This window comes from Paraburkholderia sp. 35.1, from assembly GCF_050436525.1.
Taxonomy (GTDB): Bacteria; Pseudomonadota; Gammaproteobacteria; order Burkholderiales; family Burkholderiaceae; genus Paraburkholderia; species Paraburkholderia tuberum.
On the sequence record NZ_JBNDMJ010000001.1, the window covers coordinates 806075 to 831767 of the forward strand.

The window sequence follows — 25693 nt, forward strand, 5'->3', positions numbered from 1 at the left end:
TATTATGTTTGACTCAACAGTCGCGCTCATGCGAGCGACTGCGTTGCATGCAGCACTGCTGTCCGATGGCGCGGAGCTGCCGGCAATTCCTTTTTGGCGCGCGCGTTGCAGTACGTTGGTCGAGACGCTACAGCAGCAAATGCTGGATCGAACTTTTCCGGCAACGGACATCCGGGAAGTCAGCCTCGCACAATGCGTTCTGCTAGATGAACTGACGTTGCATGCATTGCCGTCCAGCCAGCGCGAGGAATGGTTGCGTGAGCCGCTGCAGATGCGTTTTCATGGCGTGCGCGATGGCGCCGCATGGGTATGGCACCGGATCGCGGCGGTGGTGGACGGCGGCGATCCGGACCCCGCCGGACTTGAGTTCTACACCATGTTGCTGGGGCTGGGCTTCGACGGCGGACGCGAAAACGCCAACGCATACCTGGAGCGTGCGAAATCGGCGTTGAACGGGCATCTGCGTAATAAGGCGGCGTTCTCCATACCCGACGCACCGGATAACGCCATGCCACCGACCAATTCGCTTCGGCCGTCGGACGTGTCACGCATCTCACATTCACGCAGAATCGCCGGCGGGGTGATTGCTGGTGCGGTTGCCATCGCGTCACTATGGACGGCGATGGACCTTAGTCTGGACGTTGCGGTACGCGGTCTACCTCAAACGTCGCCGCCGCAGAGTAGTCCTATGCAGACGGAGCGTTCGCAATGATTTCCGGAAACAGCTACCGGGCGGCGCTGATCTGGATCGCTGTCTCCGTAGTTGGACTGATATGGCTATGCTTGCCGCTTGCTCTCCAACCATCGTGGCCCGTTGTGCTCAGTCTTGTTCTGTTGACGGGGGCGGGCGCCGCCGTTTTGCCAGCTTACGGGCGATCGCATCCGACCCACGAGGATCAGGATTTTCAGCTCGGGAACGTGGGTCAGTTATCGATCGTTCTCGTCGTCGGGCCGCATGCCGGCGCGTTGTTTGCACACGATGGCCAGACATCCGCACTGCGACGTAACGGTGATGCGCTGTGGTTGCGTGTCCGGTCCCCGCAGCAGTTGTCCAGCGTGTTGGCCACGGTGATGGAGTCGCATCAACGTCCGCCGGATGCCGTGTTGATGCCCGTTGTTCCCGACGGTGAGTGCGACGATGCTGTGATTCGCCGCGAATTTTCCCGCTGGAAGCATCAAATCGACGCTTGCATCGGTCCCCGGGCGTTCGTATTACCCTGCTATATCGCGATCTACGCGTACCTCGGCTCGAATAGCGACCACGCAGTGGAACCGGTCTGGTTCGGCGATGCCATGAATATCTCGACGATGCAACCCGCGACCGCAACCGCGCGGCAACATGTGCAAGCGCTCAGGCAACAGCTGGATCAGGCTTGGCTCGCTGTCGCCCACCCGGAACGTGCGTCGCGTGCCGGTCTGGGGCATGCAGTGTTCGACTGGCTAGAAGATGAGGCGCTGCTATCGATACTTTCATCGCTCGCGAACACCGTGCCGTTCTCGCTGCGCGGCTTGCTGTTGGCCGACATAGGACACCCACCGATGCGTCCAGGCGCATGGACGCGATGGCTCACCGGCAAGACCGCGCTGCGGCCGCTGCTGACGAGGCCGAAGGCTCAACCGAAGCCGCTGTCTCTGCCTTTACTTACCACCATCGCGCGGAACGACAGATTCCGGGTTTCGAAGAGCGAGTGGGCCCGGTCGTATTTCGGAAGCTTGCACGCGTTGGCTGCGTCGGTGGTCGTCCTGATGGTGTCGATTGGTGTCTCCGCATGGTCGAACGGCAGGTTGGTCACGCGAGTCGCCGACGATCTCGAGGCTTACACGCATATACCCACAGCCCGCGCGGATGCGAAGCGTAAGCGATTCGAATCGTTGCGCAGACAATCCGCCGAGCTGGCTCGCTATGCGAGCAACGGTGTGCCGACCGGGCTCGGCTGGGGACTGTATCGGGGCAAGCAGTTGCAAGTCGCGCTTGAACGCGTGACCGCGACATCGCATTCCCCGAAGATCGCCGCGCATTCCCCGCCCCTTGCTGTGACGATCGACAGCCTCTTGTTATTCGACAGCGGCAAGACGACGCTCAAGTCAGGTGCAGAGCCAAGGCTCCACGCGGTTCTCGATCTGATTCGCGCGAATCCCGACAAGCGAATTCTCATCGCGGGTCATACTGACAACGTGGGTGCCAGCGTCGCGAATCATAAGCTCTCCGAGGCACGCGCGCGGGCCATCCGCGATTGGTTCGTCAACACGGCTACGTTGCCCGTCACACGTTTCGCAATTCAGGGGTATGGCGATACCCGGCCGATCGCCGGCAACGAAACTAGTCAGGGGCGCGAAATGAATCGTCGTGTCGAAATCACCGTTGTTCCCGATTCAGGCACGCACTGAAAGTACTCGTCGCGGGTAGCCCTCTGGGAGCCTGCGTTCGCGCACGCCAACCCGGCCTCGCTTTTGCGAACGGGACAGACTTTTGGGCAACCGCCCATATCGCCGCGCTGCTCCGAGACATAACATCTTCAGCTTGCGGATTTCATACGAAAGCGAGCGGTGTCGCCGCTCCTTCTTTTACTTGAGCGAACAACCTCAGAGCACTATGTCGGCTTTTACCAGTTCTCAAAAATTCATCGCACGTAATCGTGCCCCCCGCGTCCAGATTGAATACGACGTCGAAATTTACGGTTCGGAAAAGAGAGTCGAACTCCCGTTCGTGATGGGCGTCCTCGCCGACTTGTCGGGCAAGCCGCTCGAACCGTTGCCCGCCGTCGGCGATCGTAAGTTCTTCGATATCGACATCGAGAACTTCGATGAGCGAATGAAGGCCATGAAACCGCGTGTCGCGTTCGCGGTGCCCAACACGCTGACGAACGAAGGTCATCTGATGGTCGATATCACGTTCGAAAGCATGGACGATTTCTCGCCCGCAGCCGTCGCGAAGAAGGTTGACGCGCTTGCGCAGCTACTCGAGGCGCGTACGCAACTCGCCAATCTGCAAACGTACATGGATGGCAAAAGTGGCGCGGAAAACCTGGTCAGCAAGGTGTTGAGAGACCCAGCGTTACTTGAAGCGCTCGCAAAGGCGCCAAAGCCGGAAACGGCATCCACCGGCGAACCGGTGACCAACGAATGATTTTTGCTTTCCGCACGAAAGCACAGCCTGAAACAATGGGGAAATGATGGCCGAACTTCAAGCGAACACGCGCGCCAAGGCAACGGCGAGCGTGACCAATCAGTCCGATTTCAACGCACTCCTATCGCGCGAATTCAAGCCCAAAACGGAGCGCGCGCGCGAGGCTGTCGAGGGGGCTGTCCGGACGCTTGCTCAACAAGCACTGCTTACATCGGCAACGGTGTCCGACGACGCGTACAAAAACATAGAGTCGATTATTGGGGAGATCGATCGCAAATTATCCGAACAGATCAACCTGATTCTCCACCATGAAGATTTTCAGAGTCTTGAAAGCGCATGGCGTGGGCTTCATCACCTCGTCGCGAACACGGAAACGGATGAGAAGTTGAAGATCCGCTTTATGGATGTGTCGAAGGACGACCTGCGTCGCACGATGAAGCGCTATAAAGGGATTGCGTGGGACCAGAGTCCGTTCTTCAAGCAAATTTACGAGGAAGAATACGGGCAGTTGGGTGGCGAGCCGTACGGCTGTCTCGTCGCCGACTACTACTTCGATCACACGCCCGCCGACGTCGACCTACTGGGCTCGATTGCAAAGGTGGCCGCAGCGTCGCATGCGCCGTTCATTACGGGCGCGGCACCGTCCGTGCTGCAGATGGACTCGTGGCAGGAACTCGCCAACCCGCGCGACCTGACGAAGATTTTTACGCAAAACCTCGAGTACGCACCTTGGAACTCGCTGCGTAGTTCGGAAGACGCGCGCTACATCGGCCTTGCAATGCCGCGTTTCCTTGCACGTCTGCCGTATGGCGTCAAGACGAATCCGGTCGACGAATTCAATTTCGAAGAGGCGACCGCCGGCGCGGATCATCAACGCTATGTATGGTCGAACGCGGCCTACGCAATGGCGGTGAACATCAACCGTTCGTTCAAGAACTACGGTTGGTGCACGCTGATTCGCGGCGTGGAAAGCGGTGGGGTAGTTGAAAACCTGCCGTGTCACACGTTCCCGACGGATGACGGTGGCATCGACATGAAGTGCCCGACGGAAATTGCGATCTCCGACCGCCGCGAAGCGGAATTGTCGAAGAGTGGTTTCATACCGCTCATTCACCGCAAGAACACTGACTACGCGGCGTTCATCGGCGCGCAATCGTTGCAGAAGCCGATCGAGTACCACGATCCCGACGCAACTGCGAACGCGAATCTATCGGCCCGTCTTCCGTATCTGTTCGCGTGCTCGCGCTTTGCGCATTACCTGAAGTGCATCGTGCGCGACAAGATCGGCGCATTCAAGGAGCGGGACGAAATGCAGCAATGGCTCAACGAATGGGTCATGAACTACGTTGACGCCGATCCCGCGAATTCGTCGCAGGAAACCAAGGCACGTCGACCGCTGGCCGCGGCCGAAGTGGTCGTCGAGGACGTCGAGGGAAATCCGGGATATTACCAGGCGAAGTTCTTCCTGCGTCCGCATTTCCAACTGGAAGGTCTGACGGTTTCTTTGCGTCTCGTCGCGAAGCTGCCGCTCGTGAAGGATGCAGCCTGACCTGACGTCTACCGTTCATTCGGTGATTGAGCGACGGACAGGCGCTCACTAAATATGCCTGACTTTCATTGAGCATCTCTAAAACTAATCGGTATCAAGGAGTATTTTTATGGCGCAAGACATCTTTCTCAAGATTAACGGGATTGATGGTGAGTCGGCAGACGCTAACCACAAGGACGAAATCGATGTTCTGAGCTGGGCGTGGGGCGTTACGCAGCAATCGAATATGCACGTTGGTTCCGGTGGTGGCGCTGGCCGAGCCACGGTCGACGACTTCACGTTCGAGCATTTCATCGATCGTGCAACGCCCAACCTGACGCAATACTGCCTGACCGGTAAGCACATCGACGAAGCCAAACTCGTCGTGCGCAAGGCTGGCGGTAATCCGCTCGAATACATCAAATTCACGATGAACGACGTGCTGGTTACCTCGGTGCATCCGTCCGGCGTCAGCGACAGTGAATCGCGTCCGTGCGAAACGGTGCGTCTGTCCTTTGCTCGCCTGAAGCAGGAATATGTGGTGCAGAACGCGCAAGGCGGTAGCGGTGGTGCGATCACGGCGACCTTCGATATCAAGAAGAACACAGCCTAAATCGCACATTTTCCTGAATCTTGGCACGACGACCCTTTTGTCCGGGACGCCGTGTCGAGGTTGTTAACCGGGATGCCCGGCTGGATGCAGGCATCCTGGTTCATTCAGGGCGATGTGCGAGATCACCTTGATACCGTCAGATGGTTTCGATCTTTTTTTCCCGCTTCGCGATATGGCTGCGTATCGGAGGCTGGCTAGCCCTAAGCGGGGCGAGCGCATGGCTGTCCGGGTGCGCTACCGCGTCGGTTCCCGTTGTCAAGGAGCGAACGACCCTCCGGCTTCAGATCGCGGCAAACGAGAACGTCAATCCGAACGAGTGGGGAACGGCGGCGCCGATCCTCGTGCGGGTCTACGAACTGAAGTCGCCGACGGCGTTTCAAACCGGCGACTTTTTCACGCTGCAAAGCGACGACAAAAAAATCCTTGGCGACGACGTGCTGGTCGTTGACGAATTTATTCTGCGTCCCGGCGATACACGCGAGATCGTCCGGAAGTCGAACCCCGCCACTACCGCAATTGGCGTGCTGGCCGGCTACCGGGATCTCGGGAAATCGGTCTGGCGCGCGGTTTACCGGTTGCCAATCGCGCCCGACGCCGCATGGTACAGGATGGCTCTTCCAGACAAGGAACAGAAGCTGACGATCCAGCTCGATCAGCGCACTGTTTCGATTTCAAAGTCAGACTAATTTCGATGAGTTGGTATAGCAAAGTTGTTTGGAGCGAAGGACTCTTCCTGCGCCCGCAATTGTTTCAGCAGCAGGAGCGGTATTTCGAGTCGTTCGCGCATCGCCGGAGCGCGCCGCTGAGCCCGTTTTTCTGGGGCTTCAGCCGTTATGAAATCGATCAGGAATCGCTCGCGTTCGGCAAGCTGGTGTTCAAGAGCGGGCTCGGGGTATTTCCAGACGGCACACCGTTCGAGGTGCCTGGCCTGACGCTGCCCCCGCCCCCACTGACGATCGGACCGGAACATCAGGAGCAGGTGATTTACCTGGCGGTCCCGCTTCGCTTGCCTAACACCGAGGAAACCGCCTTCACCGAGCAGAGCGGATCGCTGGCCCGTTACCATGCGTACGACGCCGAACTGCGCGACAGCAACGCGATCGGCCAAGGTCCGAAGCCCGTCCAACTCTCGAACCTGCGCTTGCGGCTGTTGCCCGAGAAAGAGCTGACGCAGTCGTGGATCGGGCTTGCGCTGACGCGCGTGAAGGCGCTGCACGCCGACGGCGCCGTGTCGCTGCACAGCGCCGACCACATTCCGCCCGTGACCGGTTACGGCGCGAATCCACTGCTGCGCGAATGGGCGATGCAACTGCACGGCCTCGCGCGACTACGCGCCGACGCGCTCGCCGCCCGTCTGTCAGGTGCTGATGGCCGTACGGGCGCGGCGGCCGAAGTGGCCGACTATCTGCTGCTCCAGGTGCTCAATCGCTATGAGCCGCTGCTGGAGCATATTTGCCAACTCGAGGAGACCGCGCCGGTGACCCTGTATCGCGAGCTCGCGCTTTTCGCGGGCGAGCTTTCGACCTTCGTGCGTCCGCAAACGCGGCGTCCGCGGGCGGCGCCGGGCTATGACCATGCGCAGCTCTACCGCAGTATCAGGCCCCTCGTCGAGGAGGTTCACTATCTGTTGAACCAGGTGTTGATTCGTGGTGCGCAGCCCATTCCGCTTACGGAGCAGGCGCATGGCATCCGTACGGCCGCCATGCTGCCGAACGAATTGGCCGGCTATTCGAGCCTCGTGCTCGCCGTGGGCGCGCAGATGCCTTCCGAATTGCTGCAGCAGCAGTTTCTTGCCCAAACGAAGATCAGTCATCCGCAGCGCTTGCCGGAATTGATCCGTTCGCACCTGCCGGGGCTGGCAGTAGCGGCGCTGCCGGTTCCTCCGCGCCAGATTCCGTTCAACTCGGGCTTTATCTATTTCGAACTGTCGCGTACCGGACCGTTCTGGGAACAGATTGCGCGGCACGGAGGGCTTGCCATGCATGTCGCCGGGCACTTCCCGGAACTCAAGCTTGAGTTGTGGGGCGTGCGTCAAAAATGAGTACCGGTGCATACGGGGACGACGCGTTCGAGTTTCTGTTGAACCCCGACAACTCTGCTTCTGGCCGGAGCCAGCCGTCTGCCATTTCCGCTGGGCGTCCCACAACCGCGGGTGTCGCCAATCAGGAACCGGTGGTCGATGCGGCCGCGTTCGATCCGCCGGAACAAGTGCAGACGCGTCTGGAGCGCATGAAGGCTGCGCGCAATCCGTTGTGCGAAGCCGCGCAGCCTTTGTTGCGCATGCTGGCGGACATGCCGGCTTCGCTCGATTCGTTGGCTGCGGTCGCGAGCTTGCGCTCGCTGCTGGTGCGTGAGGTCGCCGCATTCCAGAAGGTCTGCGACAAAGCGAGTTTGCCGTGGAAGCACGTGGCGGCTGTCCGTTACGCGCTGTGCACCGCGCTCGACGAAGCCGCCAACCGCACGCGTTGGGGGAGCGGTGGAATTTGGGCCGCGGGGGGGCTGCTGCTCAAGTTCGAAGGAGAAGTGGACGGCGGCGAGAAGTTCTTCCTGCTGATCGGCCGCATGGCAACGGATCCCCAGGAGTACATCGACGTCCTCGAGGTGTTGTATCGCATTCTCAGCCTTGGATTCGAAGGACGCTACAGCGTTGCCGCGGACGGTCCACGTCATCTGGAGCAGATCCGGCAGCGAATGCTGACGCTTATCAGCGGCACGCGGGACACGATGCGGCTCGAACTGTCGCCGCACTGGCGCGGCGAGGAGCCGGGCAGGATGTGGCTGCTGAAAAGCGTGCCGGTCTGGGCGACGGCGGGCGTCGCTGCGCTATGTGTGTTCTCGCTGTTCGCCTGGTACAAGTATCGGCTTCTGGCGCAAAGCAATGCGCTGGAAGCGAAGATTCTCGCGATCGGAGAGCCGGTCAAGGTCGCGGCTCCGGTCGGTCACGAGCGCTTGCGCCTGTCGATTTTGCTGAAAGACGAGATCGCTCGCGGCCTGCTCTCCGTCGAAGAGACCGCGAGCAGCAGCCGGGTCGTGTTCCGTGGCGACTACGTGTTCCTGCCGGGGCAAAGCCGCATTCGACCGGAACTGGATCCGGTGTTGACCAAGGTCGCGCAGGAGGTCGTCCGGGTCGGCGGCAATGTCACGGTGACCGGGCACACCGACAACCAGCCGATTCATACGGCGGAGTTTCCTGACAACCTGGTGCTATCGGAAAGGCGCGCCGCGTTCGTCGCCGACGTATTGAAGGCGCACGGCATGCCCGGCAATCGCATCGAGGCTGTCGGCAAGGGCGATACACAACCTGTCGCGGACAACAGTACAGCGGAAGGTCGTTCCCGCAATCGACGCGTGGAAGTCTTCGTCACGCATTAACGGGAAAGCCTTGATGTCTTATTTGAACCGCTTATCGAAACTTGTGCTCACGCGCCAGACGCTGGTGCTCGCCGCGATCCTCGTGACGGCTGTGGCCGTCTGGTTCGTGGGACCTCTGATTGCATTTGGCGACTACCGCCCACTCGAGAGCGTGCTCTCGCGCACGCTGTCGATCGTCGTGCTGTTATTGCTGCTGCTGTTCTGGCTGCTCGGCTGGTCGCCTGGCGTCATCGGCGTCGCGTTGCTGTGTCTCGCGCTCTGGTATTTCGGACCGATACTCGCGTTCGGCGAAACGCATCCACTCGGCACCACATGGTCCCGCGTGCTGCTGATCTCGGTGCTGCTTGCCTGCTACGCGATCTATGGGCTGTATCGTCTGTGGCGGGCAGTGCGCAGCGATGACGTGCTGCTGCAGCGCGTTCTGAACCCGTTCACGAAGAAGTCGGCCGCGACCCCTGTTGCACGAGACGAAATCCGCGCGCTTCACGCGGTCGTCGCGAAGGCCATCGACAAGCTCAAACGCATGCGCGGCGGACCGGCAGGGCTGCGTCGTCTGCTCGAAAGCCAGCGCTATCTGTACGAACTCCCGTGGTACATGGTGGTGGGCTCGCCAGGCGCCGGCAAGACGACGTTGATCCTGAACTCGGGTCTGGATTTTCCGGAGGCGGATCAGATGGTCGCGGCGTCGCTGAGAAGCCGCGTCGAAACGGCGAACTGCGACTGGTGGTTCGCGAACGAAGCGGTGCTGATCGACACCGCTGGCCGCTATACGGTTCAGGACGCAGCGTCGCAAGACGCCGCGAAGGTTGACGTCGATCCGGAAGACCTGCAGAGCGTGAACGAGGCCGAGTGGCGCGGCCTTCTGGGGCTGCTTCGCAAGCGGCGCCCGCGCGCGCCGATCAACGGTGCGTTGCTGGTCGTTTCAATCGAAGAGTTGTTGACGCGCCCAGCGCCCGAACGAAAGGCGCTCGCCGCGTCGATGCGCGCTCGGCTCGGCGAGTTGCGCCAGCAGTTGGGGATTCGATTCCCCGTCTACGTGCTCGTCACGAAGCTCGATCTGCTGCCCGGCTTCGGGGAGTATTTCCAGTCGTTGACGGCGGAAAGCCGCGCGCAGATTTTCGGCTTCACACTGCCTTATCAGGAAGCGGCGGAAGAACACGGCCGCGACACACTGCGCCTGAACTGCGCGGCCGAAATGCGTGAGCTGGAGCAGGGACTCGAAGACGGCGTCAACACGAGGCTGCAAGAGGTGTACGAGGTCGATCTGCGCAAGAAACTTTATGCGCTGCCGTCAGAATTTCGTAGCCTGTGCGCGGAACTCAATGAATTGCTCGCGCTGGTGTTTCTCGATTCGAAATACGACGACACGCAGTTGAACAGCACGCTGCGCGGCGTCTATTTCACGAGCGCGGCGCAAACTCACGAGGCCGTGTCCGCCGACAGCTCCACGCTCTTGCAGCGGCTGCGTCGCGGGCTCGCGGGTTTATTTGGTGCCGCGCCGAATACGGTCTCGCCGTCGTCCGGCGACGCTACGCCTACCGGCTATCGCGGCTATTTCTTGCGCAATCTGTTTCAGCGCGTGATCCTGGCCGAAGCGCATCTGGTGCGGCCGAACCTGTACTGGGAAGTCCGCTTCCGCGCGTTGCGTCTTATCGGACACCTGCTCGCGATCGTCGTGGCGGTGTGGCTGATTGGTGCGCTCGTCGTGAGCTTCGGCAACAACCGCGAGTATCTCGCCGCGATCGATGGCAAGGCCAATGCGCTCGCCGCGCGGGTCTTGTCGCAACGGAAGGCGCCGCAGCCCGGGACGATGGGGACGCTTCTGTCGGCGTCGCGTGACCTGCCTCAGTTCGACGGCATGGACCTCGACAGTCCCGGTGTCGCATGGCACTACGGGCTCTACACGGCGCCCGCCATTCGCGGCGCGGCCGGCGAGACTTACAACAATCTGCTGAAACAGATGCTGTTGCCGCAAGTCGTCGGCCGGCTCGAAACGGTGCTCGATACGCAAATCGGCGTACAGGACGCGGACGGCGCTTATCGCACGCTGATGGTCTACCTGATGCTGTTCGATGGCTCGCACTACGACGCGAAAGCGGTCAAGGCATGGGTGCTCGGCGACTGGGAACACGCCAACAGCGTCGCATCGCTCGGCGAGCGCAACGTGATGGCGCGTCACCTCGATGCGCTGATCGTGGAAGGGGTGCCCGCGGTGCCGGCAAGACCGGTGAATGCACGGCTCGTGCGCCGCGCGCGCGAGTTCCTTGGCCGCAATCCGGCGTCCGGACGGCTCTACGAACGTGCGATGAACGCCATGGCTCCCGAGGCGCCCGAGAACGTCACGCTGCTGAGCGCCGCAGGTCCGCAGGCCACTACCGTGTTCATGCTGGCCGGCGGTTCGACGCTCGCGCGAGGTATCCCCGGTCTCTATACCTACGACGGCTATCACGCCGTTTTTAACAAGCGCCTCCCTGATTTTCTCGAGCAGGCGCGAAAACAGGACGCCTGGGTGATGGGCGAGGCCGATGCATCGGCGCGGTGGCGGCGGATGGCAAACGGCAACGCATCGCGCAAGGACAGGCTCGCCGACGATATCCGTCGCCAATACCTGACCGACTATGGCAATTACTGGAGCCAGTTTCTCGACGACGTGAGACCGGTGTCCGGCAGCGAAGGCACCCTGGCGCCCGATCTGCAGACGCTGCGTACGCTGGCTGCGCCGGATTCGCCGCTGGCGAGACTCGCGCGAACGGCCGCGCGCGAGACGTCGCTGTCGATCGTTGATGGCGCGGACGAGCCGTCGGCCGCCGGTAGTGCCATCAACGTGATCATGCGTCGCTCGCAGGCGGCGCGCGCGGCGAGCGCCGTGGCCGCAACCGCCACGATCGGTCAGCTCGCGCAACAGAAGATGGAACGTGAACTGGTCGACAGACGCTTTGCCGCGCTGCGCGAAGTCGTGACCGGCCAGGCCGATAGCGGGAGCGCGCTGCCTGGCGGCAGCGGCGTGCTGCAGCTGGGCGGCGTCATCGGGCTGATCAACGAGCAGTACACGCGATTGATGACGGCCGGCGACGTGCTCGCCACCAACAGCATGCCGCCCACGGATGACCTCGGCTCCACGCTGCAGCTCGAGGCGCAGAAGCTTCCGCCGCCGTTTCGGGCCGTGCTCGCGGGCCTCGCGTCGCAGTCGATGCGCAAGGTGGACCGCAATGTCGGCTCCCTGCTCACGATGCAGGTCGAATCGAGCGTTGGCGCGCAATGCCGCCGTGCTGTCGAAGGCAAATATCCGTTTGCCGCGAGCGCCCAGGAAGTCGACATCGACGATTTCAATCGCGTGTTCGCGGCCGGCGGCCTGCTCGACGACTTTTTCCACAAGACGCTCGCCAGCCGCGTCGATACGAGCATGCGGCCATGGCGCTATAAGCCGGTCAGCCCCGGCATGCCGCCCATGCAGGGACCGGGCCTCGAACCGTTCGAGCGCGCCGCGGCGATCCGTCAGACATTTTTCCGCGATCCCGGCGCGACCCGGATGTCGTGGAACGCGGGCCTCAAGGTCGTGTCGCTGGACCCCGAGATTACCGATCTGCTCATCGACGTCGACGGGCAAAACCTGCGCTATGCGCATGGTCCGGTCACGACGTCCCCGATCACCTGGCCGGGGCCGCGCGGCGGTTCGATGGCCGGCCTCACCGCGAATCCGCGCGTGCGTCCGGACACGTCGACCGTCATGACCGAAGGTCCGTGGGCGCTGTTCCGTCTGATCGACCGGGGCCGCGTGACGTCGACGTTGTCGTCGAGCCGCTCGGCGGTGGACTTCAATTTCGACGACCGGCACGCGGTCATCGAACTGACATCGGGCGGACAGTCAGGACCGCAACTCACGGCGTTGCTGCGCGATTTTCGTTGTCCCGGTAGCGGAAACGCGATGGGAAGGCGAGCGGACGCGTCGTCAGGCTCCGCATTCGCCGACGAGCTGTAGCGTCTTTTCGATATAGAGAATTTAGAGGAGTGCATGTCAAGTAATCCCTTGAACGCGATAAGTGTGCAAAGCCGCGCAGTGACCGTATCCAGCGCGGCGATACCGCGGTGGCCGGGTCAGACCGCGGACGGACAGACGCAGCCGGCGCTGGAGTTCATGTCACTGAACGGCGACGAGCATCTCGGCAAGCTGTTTGAGTACGAACTGCTATTGCGCACGCCTGACGATTACACGGTACCGCTTGCCGTCAGTGCCAACCTCGACCTGAAGGCGCTGCTAGGCAAGGAAATGACCGTCGCGATCGACCTCCAGCCGAGCGCCGACACCGAGGCATGTCAGCGCGAAATCACCGGACTCGTCGTCGCCGCGCAATACCTGCGTCGGGACGGCCGCTACAACGTCTATCGTGTCGTGCTGAAGCCGTGGCTGTGGCTGGCGACCCTGACGACCGACTACAAGATTTTCCAGAACAGGACGGTCATCGAGATCATCGACGAGGTGCTGAAGGACTATCCGTACCCGGTCGAAAAGCGCCTCGACGTGAGCCGCTATGCGCTCGAGGGTGAGAGTCCGACCAACGAACCGCGCACGTTCCAGGTCCAGTACGGCGAGACCGATTACGACTTCATTCATCGCCTGATGGAAGAGTGGGGCATCTACTGGTTTTTCGAGCATGCCGACGGCAAGCACCGGCTCGTGCTGTGCGACCACATTGGCGCGCACCGCCACTCGCCGAACCCGTCATACCGGACGCTGGCGTTCCAACCGCAGGGCGGCAAGACCGACACCGAATACATCAGCGCGTTTTCGACGGCCGAAGTCTTGTGCACCGGTCACTACGTGACGAGCGACTTCGACTTCACGCGTTCGCGCGCCGACATGCGGGCGATCAATCAGCAACCGCGCGACACCAGTTGGAACCTGCTCGAGCGCTACGACTGGCCGGGAGACTACACCGACAGCAGCCACGGTGAACTGCTGGCGCGTACGCGCATGGAAGCACTGCGCGCGCCGGGTACGCGGGCGCAAGGCGAAGGTAACGTACGGGGACTCGCGTGCGGGCAGACGTTCGTGTTGACCAACTACGACTATACGGCCGCGAACTGCGAATACCTCGTCATCGGTACGAAGCTCGACCTGACCGGTACGCCGGACGAATCGGGTAGCGGCTACGAATACACCTGCAGCAACAAGTTCGACGTGCAACCGACAAGCGAAGTGTTCAGACTGCCGCGGGAGACCTCGAAGCCGGTCGTCAACGGGCCGCAGTCGGCTGTCGTCGTGGGTCCCGAGGGCAAGGAACTGTGGACCGACGAATTCGGCCGCGTGAAGGTCCGCTTCGTCTGGGACCGTTACGGCCAAAACGTCGAAACCGACTCCTGCTGGGTCCGTGTGAGCCAGGCGTGGGCCGGTCAGGGTTTCGGTGGCATCTACATTCCGCGCATCGGCCAGGAAGTCATCGTCGACTTCTGGAACGGCGACCCGGATCGTCCGCTGATCACCGGGAGCCTGTACAACGCGGCGACGCGTCCGCCTTATGACTTGCCAGGCAACGCGACGCAGAGCGGTTTCATGAGCCGGTCGATGGAAGGGGGCCTGCAGAACTACAACAGCATCCGCTTCGAGGACAAGGCGGGTGCCGAGGAATTCACTTTGCAGGCGGAACGGGACATGAACCGCCTGACGAAGCTGAATGAGTCACACGTCGTCGGTGCCGACTACAAGATCGGCGTGGCCGCGGCGCACAGCATGACCGTCGGCGCGACGTCCAGCACGATCGTCGGCGGCAAGTACTCGGTAAGGGTGAAGGGTGTCGCCTTCTATTCCGTGGGTCTTGCACACTTTGTCTCGATTGGCGGGGCGGAGGAGACCGCGGTTGGGGGTGCCTCCCTTCTGACGGTGGGCGGTGCACGTACGGTCACGGTTGGTGGCGCGTCGACGCACGCGGTAGGCGGAGCCTATTCGCTGTCGGCCGGGAAGGCGCTGTCTATCGTGTGCGGCAAGTCCTCGCTGACCATGAACAAGGATGGCGAGATCAAGCTCATCGGTAAGTCGATCCGCATCCAGGGTGACACCCGTGTCGTGGTGCAAGGCACGCCGCTGGACCTTAACCCCGGTGACAAGGAATGCGGCAGCTCAGTGACGGTGCCAGTTCCTGTAGTGGTGCTCGATGCGCTGGACGTTCCAGTTATTCCGCCACCTCCATCGGACGAGCCGCTTCCGACGATATGTCCGCTTCCGACGGAAGAACCACTGCCGTCGGAAGAGCCGCCGCCATCGGAAGAGCCGCTGCCATCCGAAGAACCGCTGCCATCGGAAGAGCCGGCACCGTCGGAAGAACCGCCGCCGTCCGAAGAGCCGCCGCCGTCCGAAGAGCCGCCGCCGTCCGAAGAGCCGCCGCCGTCGGAGGAGCCGCCGCCCTCGGAAGAGCCGGCGCCATCGGAAGAACCGCCGCCCTCGGAGGAACCGCCGCCCTCGGAGGAGCCGCCGCCCTCGGAAGAGCCGGCACCGTCGGAGGAGCCGCCGCCGTCCGAAGAGCCGCCGCCGTCGGAGGAGCCGCCGCCCTCGGAAGAGCCGGCACCATCGGAAGAGCCGGCACCATCGGAAGAACCGCCGCCATCGGAGGAACCGCCGCCATCGGAAGAGCCGCCACCGTCGGAAGAGCCGCCACCGTCGGAAGAGCCGCCACCGTCGGAGGAGCCGCCACCGTCGGAAGAGCCGCCGCCCTCGGAGGAACCGCCGCCGCCGATCGAAACACCGCCCGCAACCGGCTCAGACGCGTAACAGCATATTTCGGAATACCGTGCAGACGGCGAATGCCTTCGCGCATCGCCCTGCACGGACGTTCAGTTTCCATGAGGAGAAAATCGATCATGTTTCCAGCGGCTCGCAAAGGCGATGCGATCGGACACGGCGGTTCGATCGTCTCGGGTTCCCCGACGGTCTTCATCAATCGATTGCCTGCGGCGCTCGTCGGTATGAGCTCTGCCGTTTGCGCGCTGCACCCGTGCTCGCAAGCTGTGGTCGCGGGTTCGGGTACGGTGTTGATCAACAACGTGCCGGCGGCATTGGTTGGCGGCAAGGTTTCGTGTGGCGCGCCGTGTTCCGCTGGCTCGCCAGACGTGCGCATCGGATCATGATGACGATGGGGGCCATGTGACGACGGGAGTCGCGGGAATCGGCGGCGAGCTGGTCGGCTTGCCCGGCGTCGTATTGCCCCTCGCCAGTGTCGGACCGTTGCTCGATCGCTGTGAGCGGCTCGGCGACGTCGTCGACCGCTTTCGGATGCGTCGCGCGCTGTCGGGCATTCTGTGCGGCTCGGTCGAGGTAATCAGCGGCAGCAAAGTCTGCCTACCTACCGACGAAACCGACTTCAGGCTGCGAGGCCGTCTTCCGCTCGTATGGTCGCGTTGTTATTCGAGCGCGCAGCACGCGCTCGGGCTGCTCGGCGTCGGTTGGCGCACGAGTTGGGAAGTCACGCTGCACAAGCGGGACGATCAACTGCTCTACACCGACGAATACGGCAGCACGCTCAGCGTGCCGTTTCCCGGGCGCGGGTCGCAGGTAATTGCGGCGGCTGCGCAGTTGCACATCGCGCATCTGAGCGACGGACGCCTCGTCGTCGCGGATCTGACGCCGCATTACCGCGTGTTCGGCGACTTCGACGCGAACGGAATCGCACGGCTCAAATACGTCGAGGATCTTCGTCAGCAGCGGATCGGCCTGATCTGGGATCCCGGCGGGCGCTTGCTGCGCATGCGTGGAACCTGCGGCCACGAGCTGCGCATGCACTACGAAGCGCGGATGGGCGCGCGTCTGAGCGTTGTCGAGTGTGTCGACGGCGGTCCCACCGGCGCGCTGGTCCAGTACGGCTACAGCCAGCGCGGCGAACTCACCGAGGTACGCAACCGGGTCGGCGAAATCGTGCGTCGCTTTGCATACCGCGATGGGCGGATCGTCGAAGAAGCAGACGCGCTCGGAATGGCGACACGCTATGTGTGGCAGACGATCGGCGGCGCCGCGCGCGTGATTCGACGAGTCACGTCAGAAGGCGCGCGTGAGCGCTTCGCCTACGACTTCGATAGCCGGACCAGTGAGGTCAGCGACGTCTTCGGCAACACGGCGCATTGGCAATACGACGAGCAGGGCCGCGTGCTGTCGCACACAGACTTCGACGACCGGCACTACCGGTTCGACTACGGCGACGCCGTCGCGCCGCTCACCATGCAACTGCCCGGCGAGCGGGTGGTTCACGTCGAATACGACGGGCTCGGACGCGTCGCGTGTGAGACGGATCGCGAGGGCGCAACCCGCTCGACGCAGTATGCGTTTGCGTCACGCGAGCCCGTGTCAGTTGCGTTGAGCGATGGCCGTGTGTGGATGTGGGCACGCAACGATCGCTTGCAGCCGTTGCACTATCAAACCCCGTCTGGAGAATTCACGCGTTTCGAATATGGTGACGATGGCGATGTCGTGTGCTCGACGGATGCGCAGGGGGTCGCCACGACCTTCGCGCATAACGCGTGGGGGCAGGTGACACGTCGCACTGGAGTTGGCGGAAGCACGACGAACTACGAGTATGACGTCAATGGTTACGTGGTCAGTGTGACCGACGCGCTCGGCGCGGTCACGCGAATCGAGCGCGATGGCCTCGGCCGACCGTTGACCATCACGCGTCCGGACGGACAGGCCGAGCGTCATGTGTGGAATGCGGCTGGCCAGCGGACGTCGTTCGTCGGCCCGAGTGGCCGAAGCCGGCACTGGTATCGAGACCGGCAAGGCAATGTCGTACGCGCGGTCGACGAAGAGGGGCACGTGATCGTGCGTCGATACGATGCGCATGGGCGCCCGGCTCGAATCGAAAGCGCGAACGGCGCGGTGCAGTTGCTTCGGTGGAATGCGAGCAGTTGCCTGTCGATCACGGATGCCGATGGCGTGGAACGCAACTTCGACTATGCGAATACCGGGCAGGTCCGTTGTCTCACGTGGCAGGCGGGCGGGCAACAGCGTCGCGAAACGTTCGACTACGACCGCGCGGGCCGTCTCATCCGGCGTGAGACCGCGCACAACCGCTATATGTATCGCTACGGGCCGCGCGGATTACTCGACTGCGTGAGCCGCGAGCCAACACGAGAAGGCGAGCTACTCGGAATCGGAGCGGATGAGATCCGCTTCGAACACGACGCCGGTGACCGTCTGATCGCCGAGCACGGCGCAAACGGCACACTGCGCTACACGTACGACGTCGTTGGCCGCCTTGTCGCGATTCAGCTGCCACAGGGGCAGGAGTTGCGTATGCGTCGCTTCGAAACTGGCGCTGTCGCGTTCGTCGAACTGGACGATCGACAGATTGCGCGCTTCTGGTATGACGCGATGAGGCGTCCGGTTGCGCGCACGCAAGGCCGTTTGCGCACGCATACGGGCTATTCGCCGCTCGGCTTGCCGGTGTGGTGGCGTTCGGTGACGGGGCGCGACGTGGATACGCCGGGCTGCGCGACAGAACCTGTCGCCGGATTGTGGCGCGAAGCCGATTACAGTCTCGCTGACGTGATCGTCAGGACGGGCGCCGAGACCGACGGTCAGACGTGGTACGACTACGACCGGCGTGGCTGTCTGTTGCGCTCGGTGTCGGAGAAGGGGGACATCGAGTATTTCACGTGGGACGCCGCTGGCAATCTGCTCGATACGCCTGGCGGCAGCTGGTTCCCGGCCGTGTATCCCGACCACCGGTTACGGGAGTGCCGCGGACATCGTTATGACTATGATGTGTGGGGGCAATTGGTGCGTAGGCGTGGCCGCAACCATACGCTATCGCTCGATTGGGATGCGGAGGGGCACGTCATCGCCGCGCATCGCAAGGGCTATACCGTGCGCTATCAGTACGACCCAATCGGTCGGCGTATCGGCAGGCGTGTCGAACCCGCTTCGTCACGGCGCGCGCAGCAGTCATCGACGCCGGAACAGGACGAGCTCACGCGCTATCTGTGGCAAGGACACAGACTGATCCAGCAGCAGCGCGCGATGGAACTGCGCACGTACCTGTATCAACCCGAGCCCGACCGCTCAACGGGCTTCGCGCCGCTCGCTTGCGTGGACCAGACCCTCACCGATGATGGCGCGATCAAGAACACGCAGGTCTATCACTATCACACTGACGCCGCCGGTACGGCCGTCGCGCTCACGGATGAGACCGGCCAGGTGGCATGGCGCGGGCGTTACCGGGCGTGGGGCAGTCTCGCGACGCCGGAGTGGCCAAGCAGCGACGCGTTCGCGCAGCCGCTTCGTTATGCCGGCCAATACGCGGACGATGAAACCACGCTGTACTACAACGGTGCGCGTTTTTATGATCCTCACGCGGGCCGCTACATCAGCCCCGATCGCAACGGCGAAGGCGGAACCAGTCCGTATCGCTACGCGCCGAATCCGCTGACGTGGTGCAGTCCTGTCGGCCGCGCGACGCCGGAGGCGTTTCCATGCGTCGTCGTCGCGGATGCGTCATGCATCGATGGCGCACCGGACCCGGCTCAATACCTTGCCGGCGTCGTCGAACAACTCCACGACGTAGCAGGCTGGGAGCTGGCCAAGTTCTGATTCGAAAATCACATGGAAGTCGAGCCAGCCGTTTTTCCGGTATCGGGAAAGACCGCTGCCGTCGACGGTCTCGCGGCGCAGTACCGTCTCGTCGTTGCCGTAAATCACGACGGTGGCTGACGTCGCGGCCCGCAGCGCGTGCTCGACGCCGGGCGTGACCAGATGCCTGTCGAATCCATTCTGATGTACGCACACACGGACGTCGTTTGCGCGTAGCAGAGAAGCTTTCCATGTCGCTTCGTCGGGACGTTGCGTGCCCGCGACTGGTGGAACATCATTCAATACCGACTGCTGGACACCGCGCCACTTGAAGCCGATGCCCGCGTAGGCCTCGTAATCGGCGAGCGTGCGTTCCGCTCCGAGTCCATACTTGCCGAACTCAACGTCAGCCAACGTTTCTCCGTCGATACCGAGCAGAGCACGATTGCGCTGCAACGAGCGCTCGTTGCGCTCGTGCCAGGGCTCGTCGATTTCACCCCGTTCCTTGGCCTCGTGATTGTGGTCGTTCCACATCTTGACGCGGTATGAGCGCAGATATTCGTGCCAACCGATCAGCCTGTGCGGACTGTACAGGTCATAGCCGTGCGTGAACGCACGGACGGCAAGCGAAATCTCCTCGCCGTGAAAGAAATAGTCAGGATCGTGCTGGACCGCCTGGGCAAAGTGACCGTCGGCAAATGCGAAGTGCGCGCTGAAGAAGCGCGAACGGACCGGGCGAATGCGCGTTCTCCAGTCGGAGAGTGTCTTCGAGCGAAACAGGACCACCCCTTCCCTGGAAAACCTTGCATAGGCCAATATGCTCGGCTCGTTGCTGGATCGAGCGTCGTCGTTCTCGGGGTCGTACATCGGAAGGTAGGCGGTCAGCACGGGCTTTGGACTTGCATCGCGTAAAGACTCCTGCATCTCGATTGCGAGCGTGTCCCATGCGTCGACGAAGCGGTGGTGCGAATCGAGTTGCAGCGTGTAGCGCTCGCCGCCGTATCGCTGTTGGACCAGATTGCGAGCCCAGCATGCGCCCTGCGTCATCATGTGGGGCACGTCGATCAATTCGATTTTCGCTTCACGATGACTGAGATGTTGGATGGTCCAGCTGTCGGTCTGCTCGGTTCGCCAATTGCCAAAGCCGTGCTGCCAGAATTGGATCATCGTCTCGTCGTGCGCATGCTGCCAGCAGACGATGATCCGTAGTAGATCAGGTTTTCTAGCTTTCTGGATCAAATCCAGCAGAGTGGGGATCAACTGCGGGTCGCGATAACTCGCGATTTGCACGAAGATCGAGTGCGGCGGTGTGACGGATAACTGGGTCATGCGCGTTGATTCTGGTGGACCTTCGTCATTGAATAGTCGATTCAAAGAATGGTCATCGTGACTGTTGCGGTTGCCTGGATCCTGCCTGCGCTCGGCGTTGCTGTTCCGACGCGCAGCACCGTCGCCTCGAGTGCAAACGGCGATTGCATCGCGCCCTGCGGTGTGTGGACGAGGGTGCTCGTCGGATCGTTGGGCCTGAAGATTGTGTTGGTTGAAACATCCCGCAAACGAATCGCGAGATGCGTCGCGCCGGTGTTCTTCAACAGGCTGCTATCTTCTGTATCGGGGGTTCCGGAAAGTACGGCAGTAATCGAAGCCGGTGGCGTGGGCCCGGTGCAGAGCACCGTAAAGTCGACTGGCTGGGTTGGCCCGCTTGTGGTCGACACATCGCTCGGGCCGAACGTGCCGAAATCGATGTTCAGTGTGCTGGTATTGACCGAGCAACTTGGAAGAACCTTGACGTTGATGCTGCCGCCCGTGATGGTCACGACCCGATTGCCGTCACCCTCGGCGACGCCGGCTCCCACGGTGTTGAGTATCGCGTTGACGTTGCTTGCGATGTCGCCCGTTTTGACCAGTTCGATCTCGAATTGCGAGCCAATGCCGAAGCGCCCATACATAACCTGATCGGGTTCGCCGGCGGGAAAGGAAGGCGTAAACGGAAGTGGCGAGTTCACGCCGGTTGCACGAAGATAGGTCAAACGAAAGCCGATGCCTGGGACGTTCGTGTTATAGACGGTAGCCCCCAATACAACGGACGGCGTTGCGTTGGAATACTGTATTGATACCGTGCCCCCGTTGGTGCAGTCCGCGAAGTTCGCATAGGTCGCGTACGCCGGCGACAAGCCCGTGGCGATCACCGAGCCGACCGGTAACGCCGGATCGATCGATACCGAGCTTTCCCGGAACGGTATGTTGACCGCTAATGGTTGTCCCGCGATGTAGCCTTGAGACAGCAGTTCGGAAATTTGCGAAGGCTTCAACTGGATGCAGGTGGCGAACGCGAAATGGGGTATCGCGAAGCAAACCAGGATAAGAAAATGAATGAGTCTTTTCATTGGAAGTTGTTGGTTGACCGGCGGACTGAATGGGCTGACAGCGGGGAAAGTCGCACATGCGCGCACGTCGCCTCAACTGTCGGCTACGTCCCATTTAGCGAGTAAATCGGCGGGAATGATATGGGCGAGTTCTGAAAACCGTTTGCCCACCATTCGTTCCGATTGGCGCAGCAAAACAATGACAGGACTGCTCGGTTCGTTTTGCTCGAACCACATGCGTGTTTCCTGAATGGCTGCGAGCGCGCTCCAGCGATCCATTGGAGACGGCGCAGTGATTGGCAGATCGGTCGGCGCGTCGGACTGCGGTAGCGTCGCCGCAGCCACGATCGCTGACGCCGGTCCACGCACGCTGTCGTTGTCCTGCTTGTTGTCCTGCTTGTTGTCCTGCTTGTTGTCCTGCTCGTTGACGGCTCGGGCGGGCGCTGGCGCGGACCCGCCGCCGCCCACCCGATGCTGCGCGAATGGCTCCAGCGCTCGGGACAACGCGCCGAGATCGGGCGCGTCGGCGTCGAGCATCTCATCGCACCATGCGGCAATGCGCTGCGTCAGACACTGCGCTTCGACCAGTGCGGCCATTGCCGCGTCGCGTCGGCCCCACAATTCCTTGAGCAACCGGGCGACGGATTCAGGGGCGAGCGCGTCCTTCTGGCGCGGCGTCGCGAATGATTTTTCGATATCGCGCAAATGCAGTTGAAGCCCCGCCGCCCTCGGCATCGGGATGTCGCGCGCATCGGCCAGCGTGCCATCCGGTTCGACGAGTCCGCCGATCGCGTTGGCGAACATCGCCGGGTCTCGCTCGCCTTCGAACACGGGCAGCGGGTGGAGCGCTTCGCCATAGCATTCGAGCATCGCCATCAGCAGTGCCAGTCCGTCGCGCAGGCCAGCCGCGCCGTCGAGCCGGGTTCGGCAACGCAGCAGGATCACCGCGAGGCGGAGGTCTTTTGTCCGCAGCAGCAGCGCGCGGCAGTCGCGTTCAATGTCGGCCCAATTGGCCGTTGGCGGCACGTCGACGAAGTCGCCGTACTGCGCTTCGGCGCGTGGGGCCGCGGCCGCCTGCAGCATCACGAAGGCCGGATCGTATTCGAGATCGGGACCGCAAGGCGCGTGTGCGGAGACCGGTTCGAGCAGATCGGCGTAGCGCAGCACGACGGCGGGAGCGTTGGCGTTCATGCGAGGGAACTCCGGGGTCGGTCGTTGTACTGTTCAGGTTCGAAAACCATGCCGACGACCGGCAGGTCGTCGAGGGAATCACCGAGCCACGTCGAGTAGCCGAGTCTCTGCGACGTGCCGATGCAGGCGGGTGGCGCCGCGCGGGGGTTGACGAGCAGCTTGACCTCCCACGCGTATTCGTGGCCGACGAAGGCTCGCACCCATTCGACGAACGTCGGCAAGTCCTCGCCGTGCGGCGTGAGGCGCAAATACTGATCGAGGTCGAGCGGACCCACGACGAGCCGGAACTTGTGTTGCCGGTCGGGAATTGCCTCGCCGAGTTGGGCGCATTCACCGATGATCGCCGCGGGCCCCGGCACCCCGAGCCTCGTATGTTCCGATGCGCACAGATGGATCCAGTGCGGCACGAATTCTTCGATCGTCATCGGAACACCGAAGTAATGCGAGAGCGTCGCCGCGATGCCGTGCGGAGTCCGCGCCTCGCGCACGAGGTGCGCGGCCGCGCTGTAGCGCGAGTGCGTGGGCAGACAGGACTGCTCCGCCTCGGCCGGGTCGACGCCGATCAGACTGGCGACGTAGAACGAAAACGTTTCGTCGCCGGCACGGTCGAGCGACGCGGTGGCTTGCCCCGATGCCCACGCGCGATAAAACTGCGACAGCGCGCGGTGATGGAACAGATCGACCAGCCCGACGAGCGCATGATCCTGGTGGCTTTCCACACGACTGTGAGCCAGCTCCGTCATATGCAGCGGCAGCGGCCCCTGCGGCCCCCACAGGCCGAGCCCGAACAGCCGCACGTCGAGGCGACCGTCTCGCATGCCGAGCGACGCGATTTCGCGTGGCGCAAACGCCAGAGTGGGTTGCTGACCGATCCGGAACGGCTCTTCTTGCGGCAGACTCGCGGTGCCCGGCAACGGCATCAGCGGGTCGCGCGCGGCGATAGCGCGCAGCAGGCTCAGGAAGCCGGACTGCCAAGGCGTGTCCGGATCGAACCACGCGTCGAGCGATTGCGGATCGAGCGATGATCGCGTTGGCGCGACGGCGCTCGCCATTGCCCCATCCATGCTCATACCGCTCCGCGTCCGCCCATGCGTGGCCGCCATTGGGTGATCAGGCCACGTTGCATCGAACGAAGTTCGGTTTCGGTGAACACGTTGATCGAGACGTGGCGCGCGAGGTAATGCTCGAGCACGAGGCCGAGCAGATACGGGCTGATGCCTGAGAAGCCGGTTTCGTCGACCGTCAGTTCGCAGCGCACGCCACGCCCATACACGAGTAGTCCGTCGCCCGGCAGACGCCGGACCACCGGTTCAGTGCGTGCGCCGACGAGTGCCTCGATCTGCCGTGCCTGTTCGCGCTCGCCTGGGGCGATGAAGAGGCCGAGCATGTTGCGCAGCGCCTGGCCGCCGTCGCCGTGGTCGAGTTCGGCGAGCGGCATGTAGTTGAAGCTCAACTGCCTGATCAGACGCCACGCCGTTTCACCGCTCGCGTACGGCGCGCGCGGCGCGCTCGGTGCATGCACGAGGCGCACGCCCTCGATCGGCACGGAGTCCGACATCGTGAGGTCGGTTTTGCCGTTACGCGGGATCAGGCGCGGCAGGTCACGGTTCGTGACCCACGCTTCGACCGACAGGTAGCGGATGTCGTCAGCGTACGGCGCCTCCGCCTGATCGACGAGCGACACGTAGACCTCGGTCCCGATATACGGCGTACGGGTGCCGTACTTGCGTGCATTGGCCGACAGCGCGCGCTGCTCACGGCGCACCGAAAAATAGCGGCCGTGGTTGCCCACGTCGCTATGCAGCGTCTGATAAAGCGGATTGAACTCGACTTCGAGCGATGTTTGCGCTCGCTGACCGAATACGCGCGACACCGAAAAAATCTCGTAGTCGAGCGGCCGGGTGCGGTCGGCGAGCAGATGAAAATCGGTTTGCGCGCGATTGATTTCGACGCGGTCGGTGCGCTTGCGAAACAGGTTGATGACCGGCGTACAGAACAGCAGGAAACGCGCTGCGTCGACGTGCGCGGCCAGCTCTTCCGGCAGGCGGTCGAGCAGCAGCACGACCTCGGCCTCCTTGCTGTCCACGCGCGCGAGACCCGCCGCGAGCTGCGTCAGCGCAAAGAAATAGAAGCGCTGGCGGCATGCGAAGTATTCCTGAAGGAGGTTGTGGCCGTGAAACGTATTCCACGTGAGCGGCAGCAGACCCTGTTGCGCTTGCAGACCTTCAAATTCGACCGGTGTTTTCGCAACCACGTGCCCTTCGTCTCTCGACGCGCCGTACGCGCGCACGACGGAGGCGACGCTACCGGCGTGGATCAGCTCGAACAGATGCGAAGCGATACGTTCGTCGCCACCGATGTAAATGGGCAGCCGGTCGAAGTCTGTCATCTGGTTGAACTTCACTTCGCCTGTTGTGCGCAGGCGCAGCCGTAACGCGCCGCGCAATTGCAGGTGCGGCAACAGATGGCGATCGGTGTCGGGGATATCCGGCGGCACGGCGCTGAGCCGGGCTTCAGCGATCTCGATAGGCCATAGCGTGACGTCCTGGCTGCTGCGGAATTCGCACGCGGTTTGCTCGCCGGGCGGGATCGCCGAGCGCAGCATGCTTTGCCGGGGCACCTTCAGCCCTCTCGTGAAATCGCCTTCGCGCAGGCTCGGACGCAACTGCGCGACGGCGATCGACGGCGTCGGCGCGACATAGTTCGGATAGACCACTTCGAGCAGGCGCTGCGTAAAGCGCGGAAATTCGGCGTCGAGTTTGATCTGCGTGCGCGCCGACATGAAGCAAAACGCCTCGATGAGCCGCTCCACGTAGGGGTCGGCAACGTCGATGCCCTCCATGCCGAGGCGGCGCGCGATTTTCGGGTGCTGGGCGGCGAACTCGCCGGCCATTTCCCGCATGTAGGTCAGTTCGCGGCTGTAGTAGTCGAGAAATCGTGGGTCCAT

At 62.5% G+C, this 25693-nt stretch carries 17 protein-coding genes; 12 read left to right on the forward strand and 5 right to left on the reverse strand.

The window, feature by feature from the left end:
• Positions 1–28: 28 nt before the first annotated feature.
• The 12 genes from OKW27_RS03915 (at position 29) to OKW27_RS03970 (ending at position 19210) form a co-directional block, all read left to right on the forward strand.
• A complete protein-coding gene (locus OKW27_RS03915) occupies positions 29–712 on the forward strand; it encodes a DotU family type IV/VI secretion system protein (protein WP_429332610.1) in 684 nt (227 codons plus the stop codon).
• Positions 709–2388: an OmpA family protein gene (locus OKW27_RS03920; protein WP_429332611.1), complete on the forward strand. Its 1680-nt coding sequence runs from the start codon at positions 709–711 to the stop codon at positions 2386–2388. Before OKW27_RS03915 ends, OKW27_RS03920 begins: the two co-directional genes overlap by 4 nt.
• Positions 2389–2593: 205 nt before the next feature.
• Positions 2594–3127 carry a type VI secretion system contractile sheath small subunit gene (tssB, locus tag OKW27_RS03925; RefSeq protein ID WP_429332844.1) on the forward strand — a complete coding sequence of 178 codons (534 nt, stop codon included), beginning with the start codon at positions 2594–2596 and terminating at the stop codon, positions 3125–3127.
• Between the two features lie 46 nt (positions 3128–3173).
• The gene (gene tssC, locus OKW27_RS03930) at positions 3174–4676 is read left to right on the forward strand and encodes a type VI secretion system contractile sheath large subunit (RefSeq protein ID WP_187612293.1); all 1503 of its coding nucleotides are present in this window, start codon (positions 3174–3176) and stop codon (positions 4674–4676) included.
• Positions 4677–4785: 109 nt separating this feature from the next.
• Positions 4786–5268 carry an Hcp family type VI secretion system effector gene (locus tag OKW27_RS03935; protein WP_184023663.1) on the forward strand — a complete coding sequence of 161 codons (483 nt, stop codon included), beginning with the start codon at positions 4786–4788 and terminating at the stop codon, positions 5266–5268.
• A 140-nt stretch (positions 5269–5408) separates the two neighbouring features.
• Entirely contained in the window at positions 5409–5954 is a 546-nt protein-coding gene (gene tssJ, locus OKW27_RS03940; protein ID WP_429332612.1) for a type VI secretion system lipoprotein TssJ, read from the forward strand.
• 5 nt (positions 5955–5959) lie between these two features.
• On the forward strand, positions 5960–7309 hold the full coding sequence (tssK, locus tag OKW27_RS03945) for a type VI secretion system baseplate subunit TssK (protein WP_184023673.1): 1350 nt from the start codon (positions 5960–5962) through the stop codon (positions 7307–7309).
• Positions 7306–8640 (forward strand): type VI secretion system protein TssL, long form, encoded by a 1335-nt coding sequence (tssL, locus tag OKW27_RS03950; protein WP_429332613.1) that lies wholly within the window; start codon positions 7306–7308, stop codon positions 8638–8640. The genes tssK and tssL overlap by 4 nt, the downstream gene beginning before the upstream one ends.
• 13 nt (positions 8641–8653) lie before the next feature.
• Positions 8654–12619: a type VI secretion system membrane subunit TssM gene (gene tssM / locus OKW27_RS03955; protein ID WP_429332614.1), complete on the forward strand. Its 3966-nt coding sequence runs from the start codon at positions 8654–8656 to the stop codon at positions 12617–12619.
• Positions 12620–12652: 33 nt separating this feature from the next.
• Positions 12653–15403, forward strand: coding sequence for a type VI secretion system Vgr family protein (locus tag OKW27_RS03960; protein WP_429332615.1), 2751 nt, complete (start codon positions 12653–12655; stop codon positions 15401–15403).
• Positions 15404–15492: 89 nt separating this feature from the next.
• Positions 15493–15759: a PAAR domain-containing protein gene (locus OKW27_RS03965; protein ID WP_090810707.1), complete on the forward strand. Its 267-nt coding sequence runs from the start codon at positions 15493–15495 to the stop codon at positions 15757–15759.
• 16 nt (positions 15760–15775) lie between these two features.
• Entirely contained in the window at positions 15776–19210 is a 3435-nt protein-coding gene (locus OKW27_RS03970; RefSeq protein ID WP_429332616.1) for an RHS repeat-associated core domain-containing protein, read from the forward strand.
• On the opposite strand, the gene OKW27_RS03975 is transcribed toward OKW27_RS03970, so the two are convergent.
• From OKW27_RS03975 to tssF, 5 genes are all read right to left on the reverse strand, one after another.
• Positions 19115–20518: a GlcNAc-transferase family protein gene (locus OKW27_RS03975; protein WP_429332617.1), complete on the reverse strand. Its 1404-nt coding sequence runs from the start codon at positions 20516–20518 to the stop codon at positions 19115–19117. The two genes, OKW27_RS03970 and OKW27_RS03975, sit on opposite strands and share 96 nt — an antisense overlap.
• A 41-nt stretch (positions 20519–20559) precedes the next feature.
• Positions 20560–21576, reverse strand: a complete 1017-nt coding sequence (locus OKW27_RS03980; RefSeq protein WP_429332618.1) for a fimbrial protein — start codon at positions 21574–21576, stop codon at positions 20560–20562.
• 72 nt (positions 21577–21648) lie between these two features.
• The gene (locus OKW27_RS03985) at positions 21649–22746 is read right to left on the reverse strand and encodes an ImpA family type VI secretion system protein (RefSeq protein ID WP_429332619.1); all 1098 of its coding nucleotides are present in this window, start codon (positions 22744–22746) and stop codon (positions 21649–21651) included.
• On the reverse strand, positions 22743–23810 hold the full coding sequence (gene tssG / locus OKW27_RS03990) for a type VI secretion system baseplate subunit TssG (RefSeq protein WP_090811834.1): 1068 nt from the start codon (positions 23808–23810) through the stop codon (positions 22743–22745). The genes OKW27_RS03985 and tssG overlap by 4 nt, the downstream gene beginning before the upstream one ends.
• A gap of 2 nt (positions 23811–23812) precedes the next feature.
• A complete protein-coding gene (tssF, locus tag OKW27_RS03995; RefSeq protein ID WP_090810718.1) occupies positions 23813–25693 on the reverse strand; it encodes a type VI secretion system baseplate subunit TssF in 1881 nt (626 codons plus the stop codon).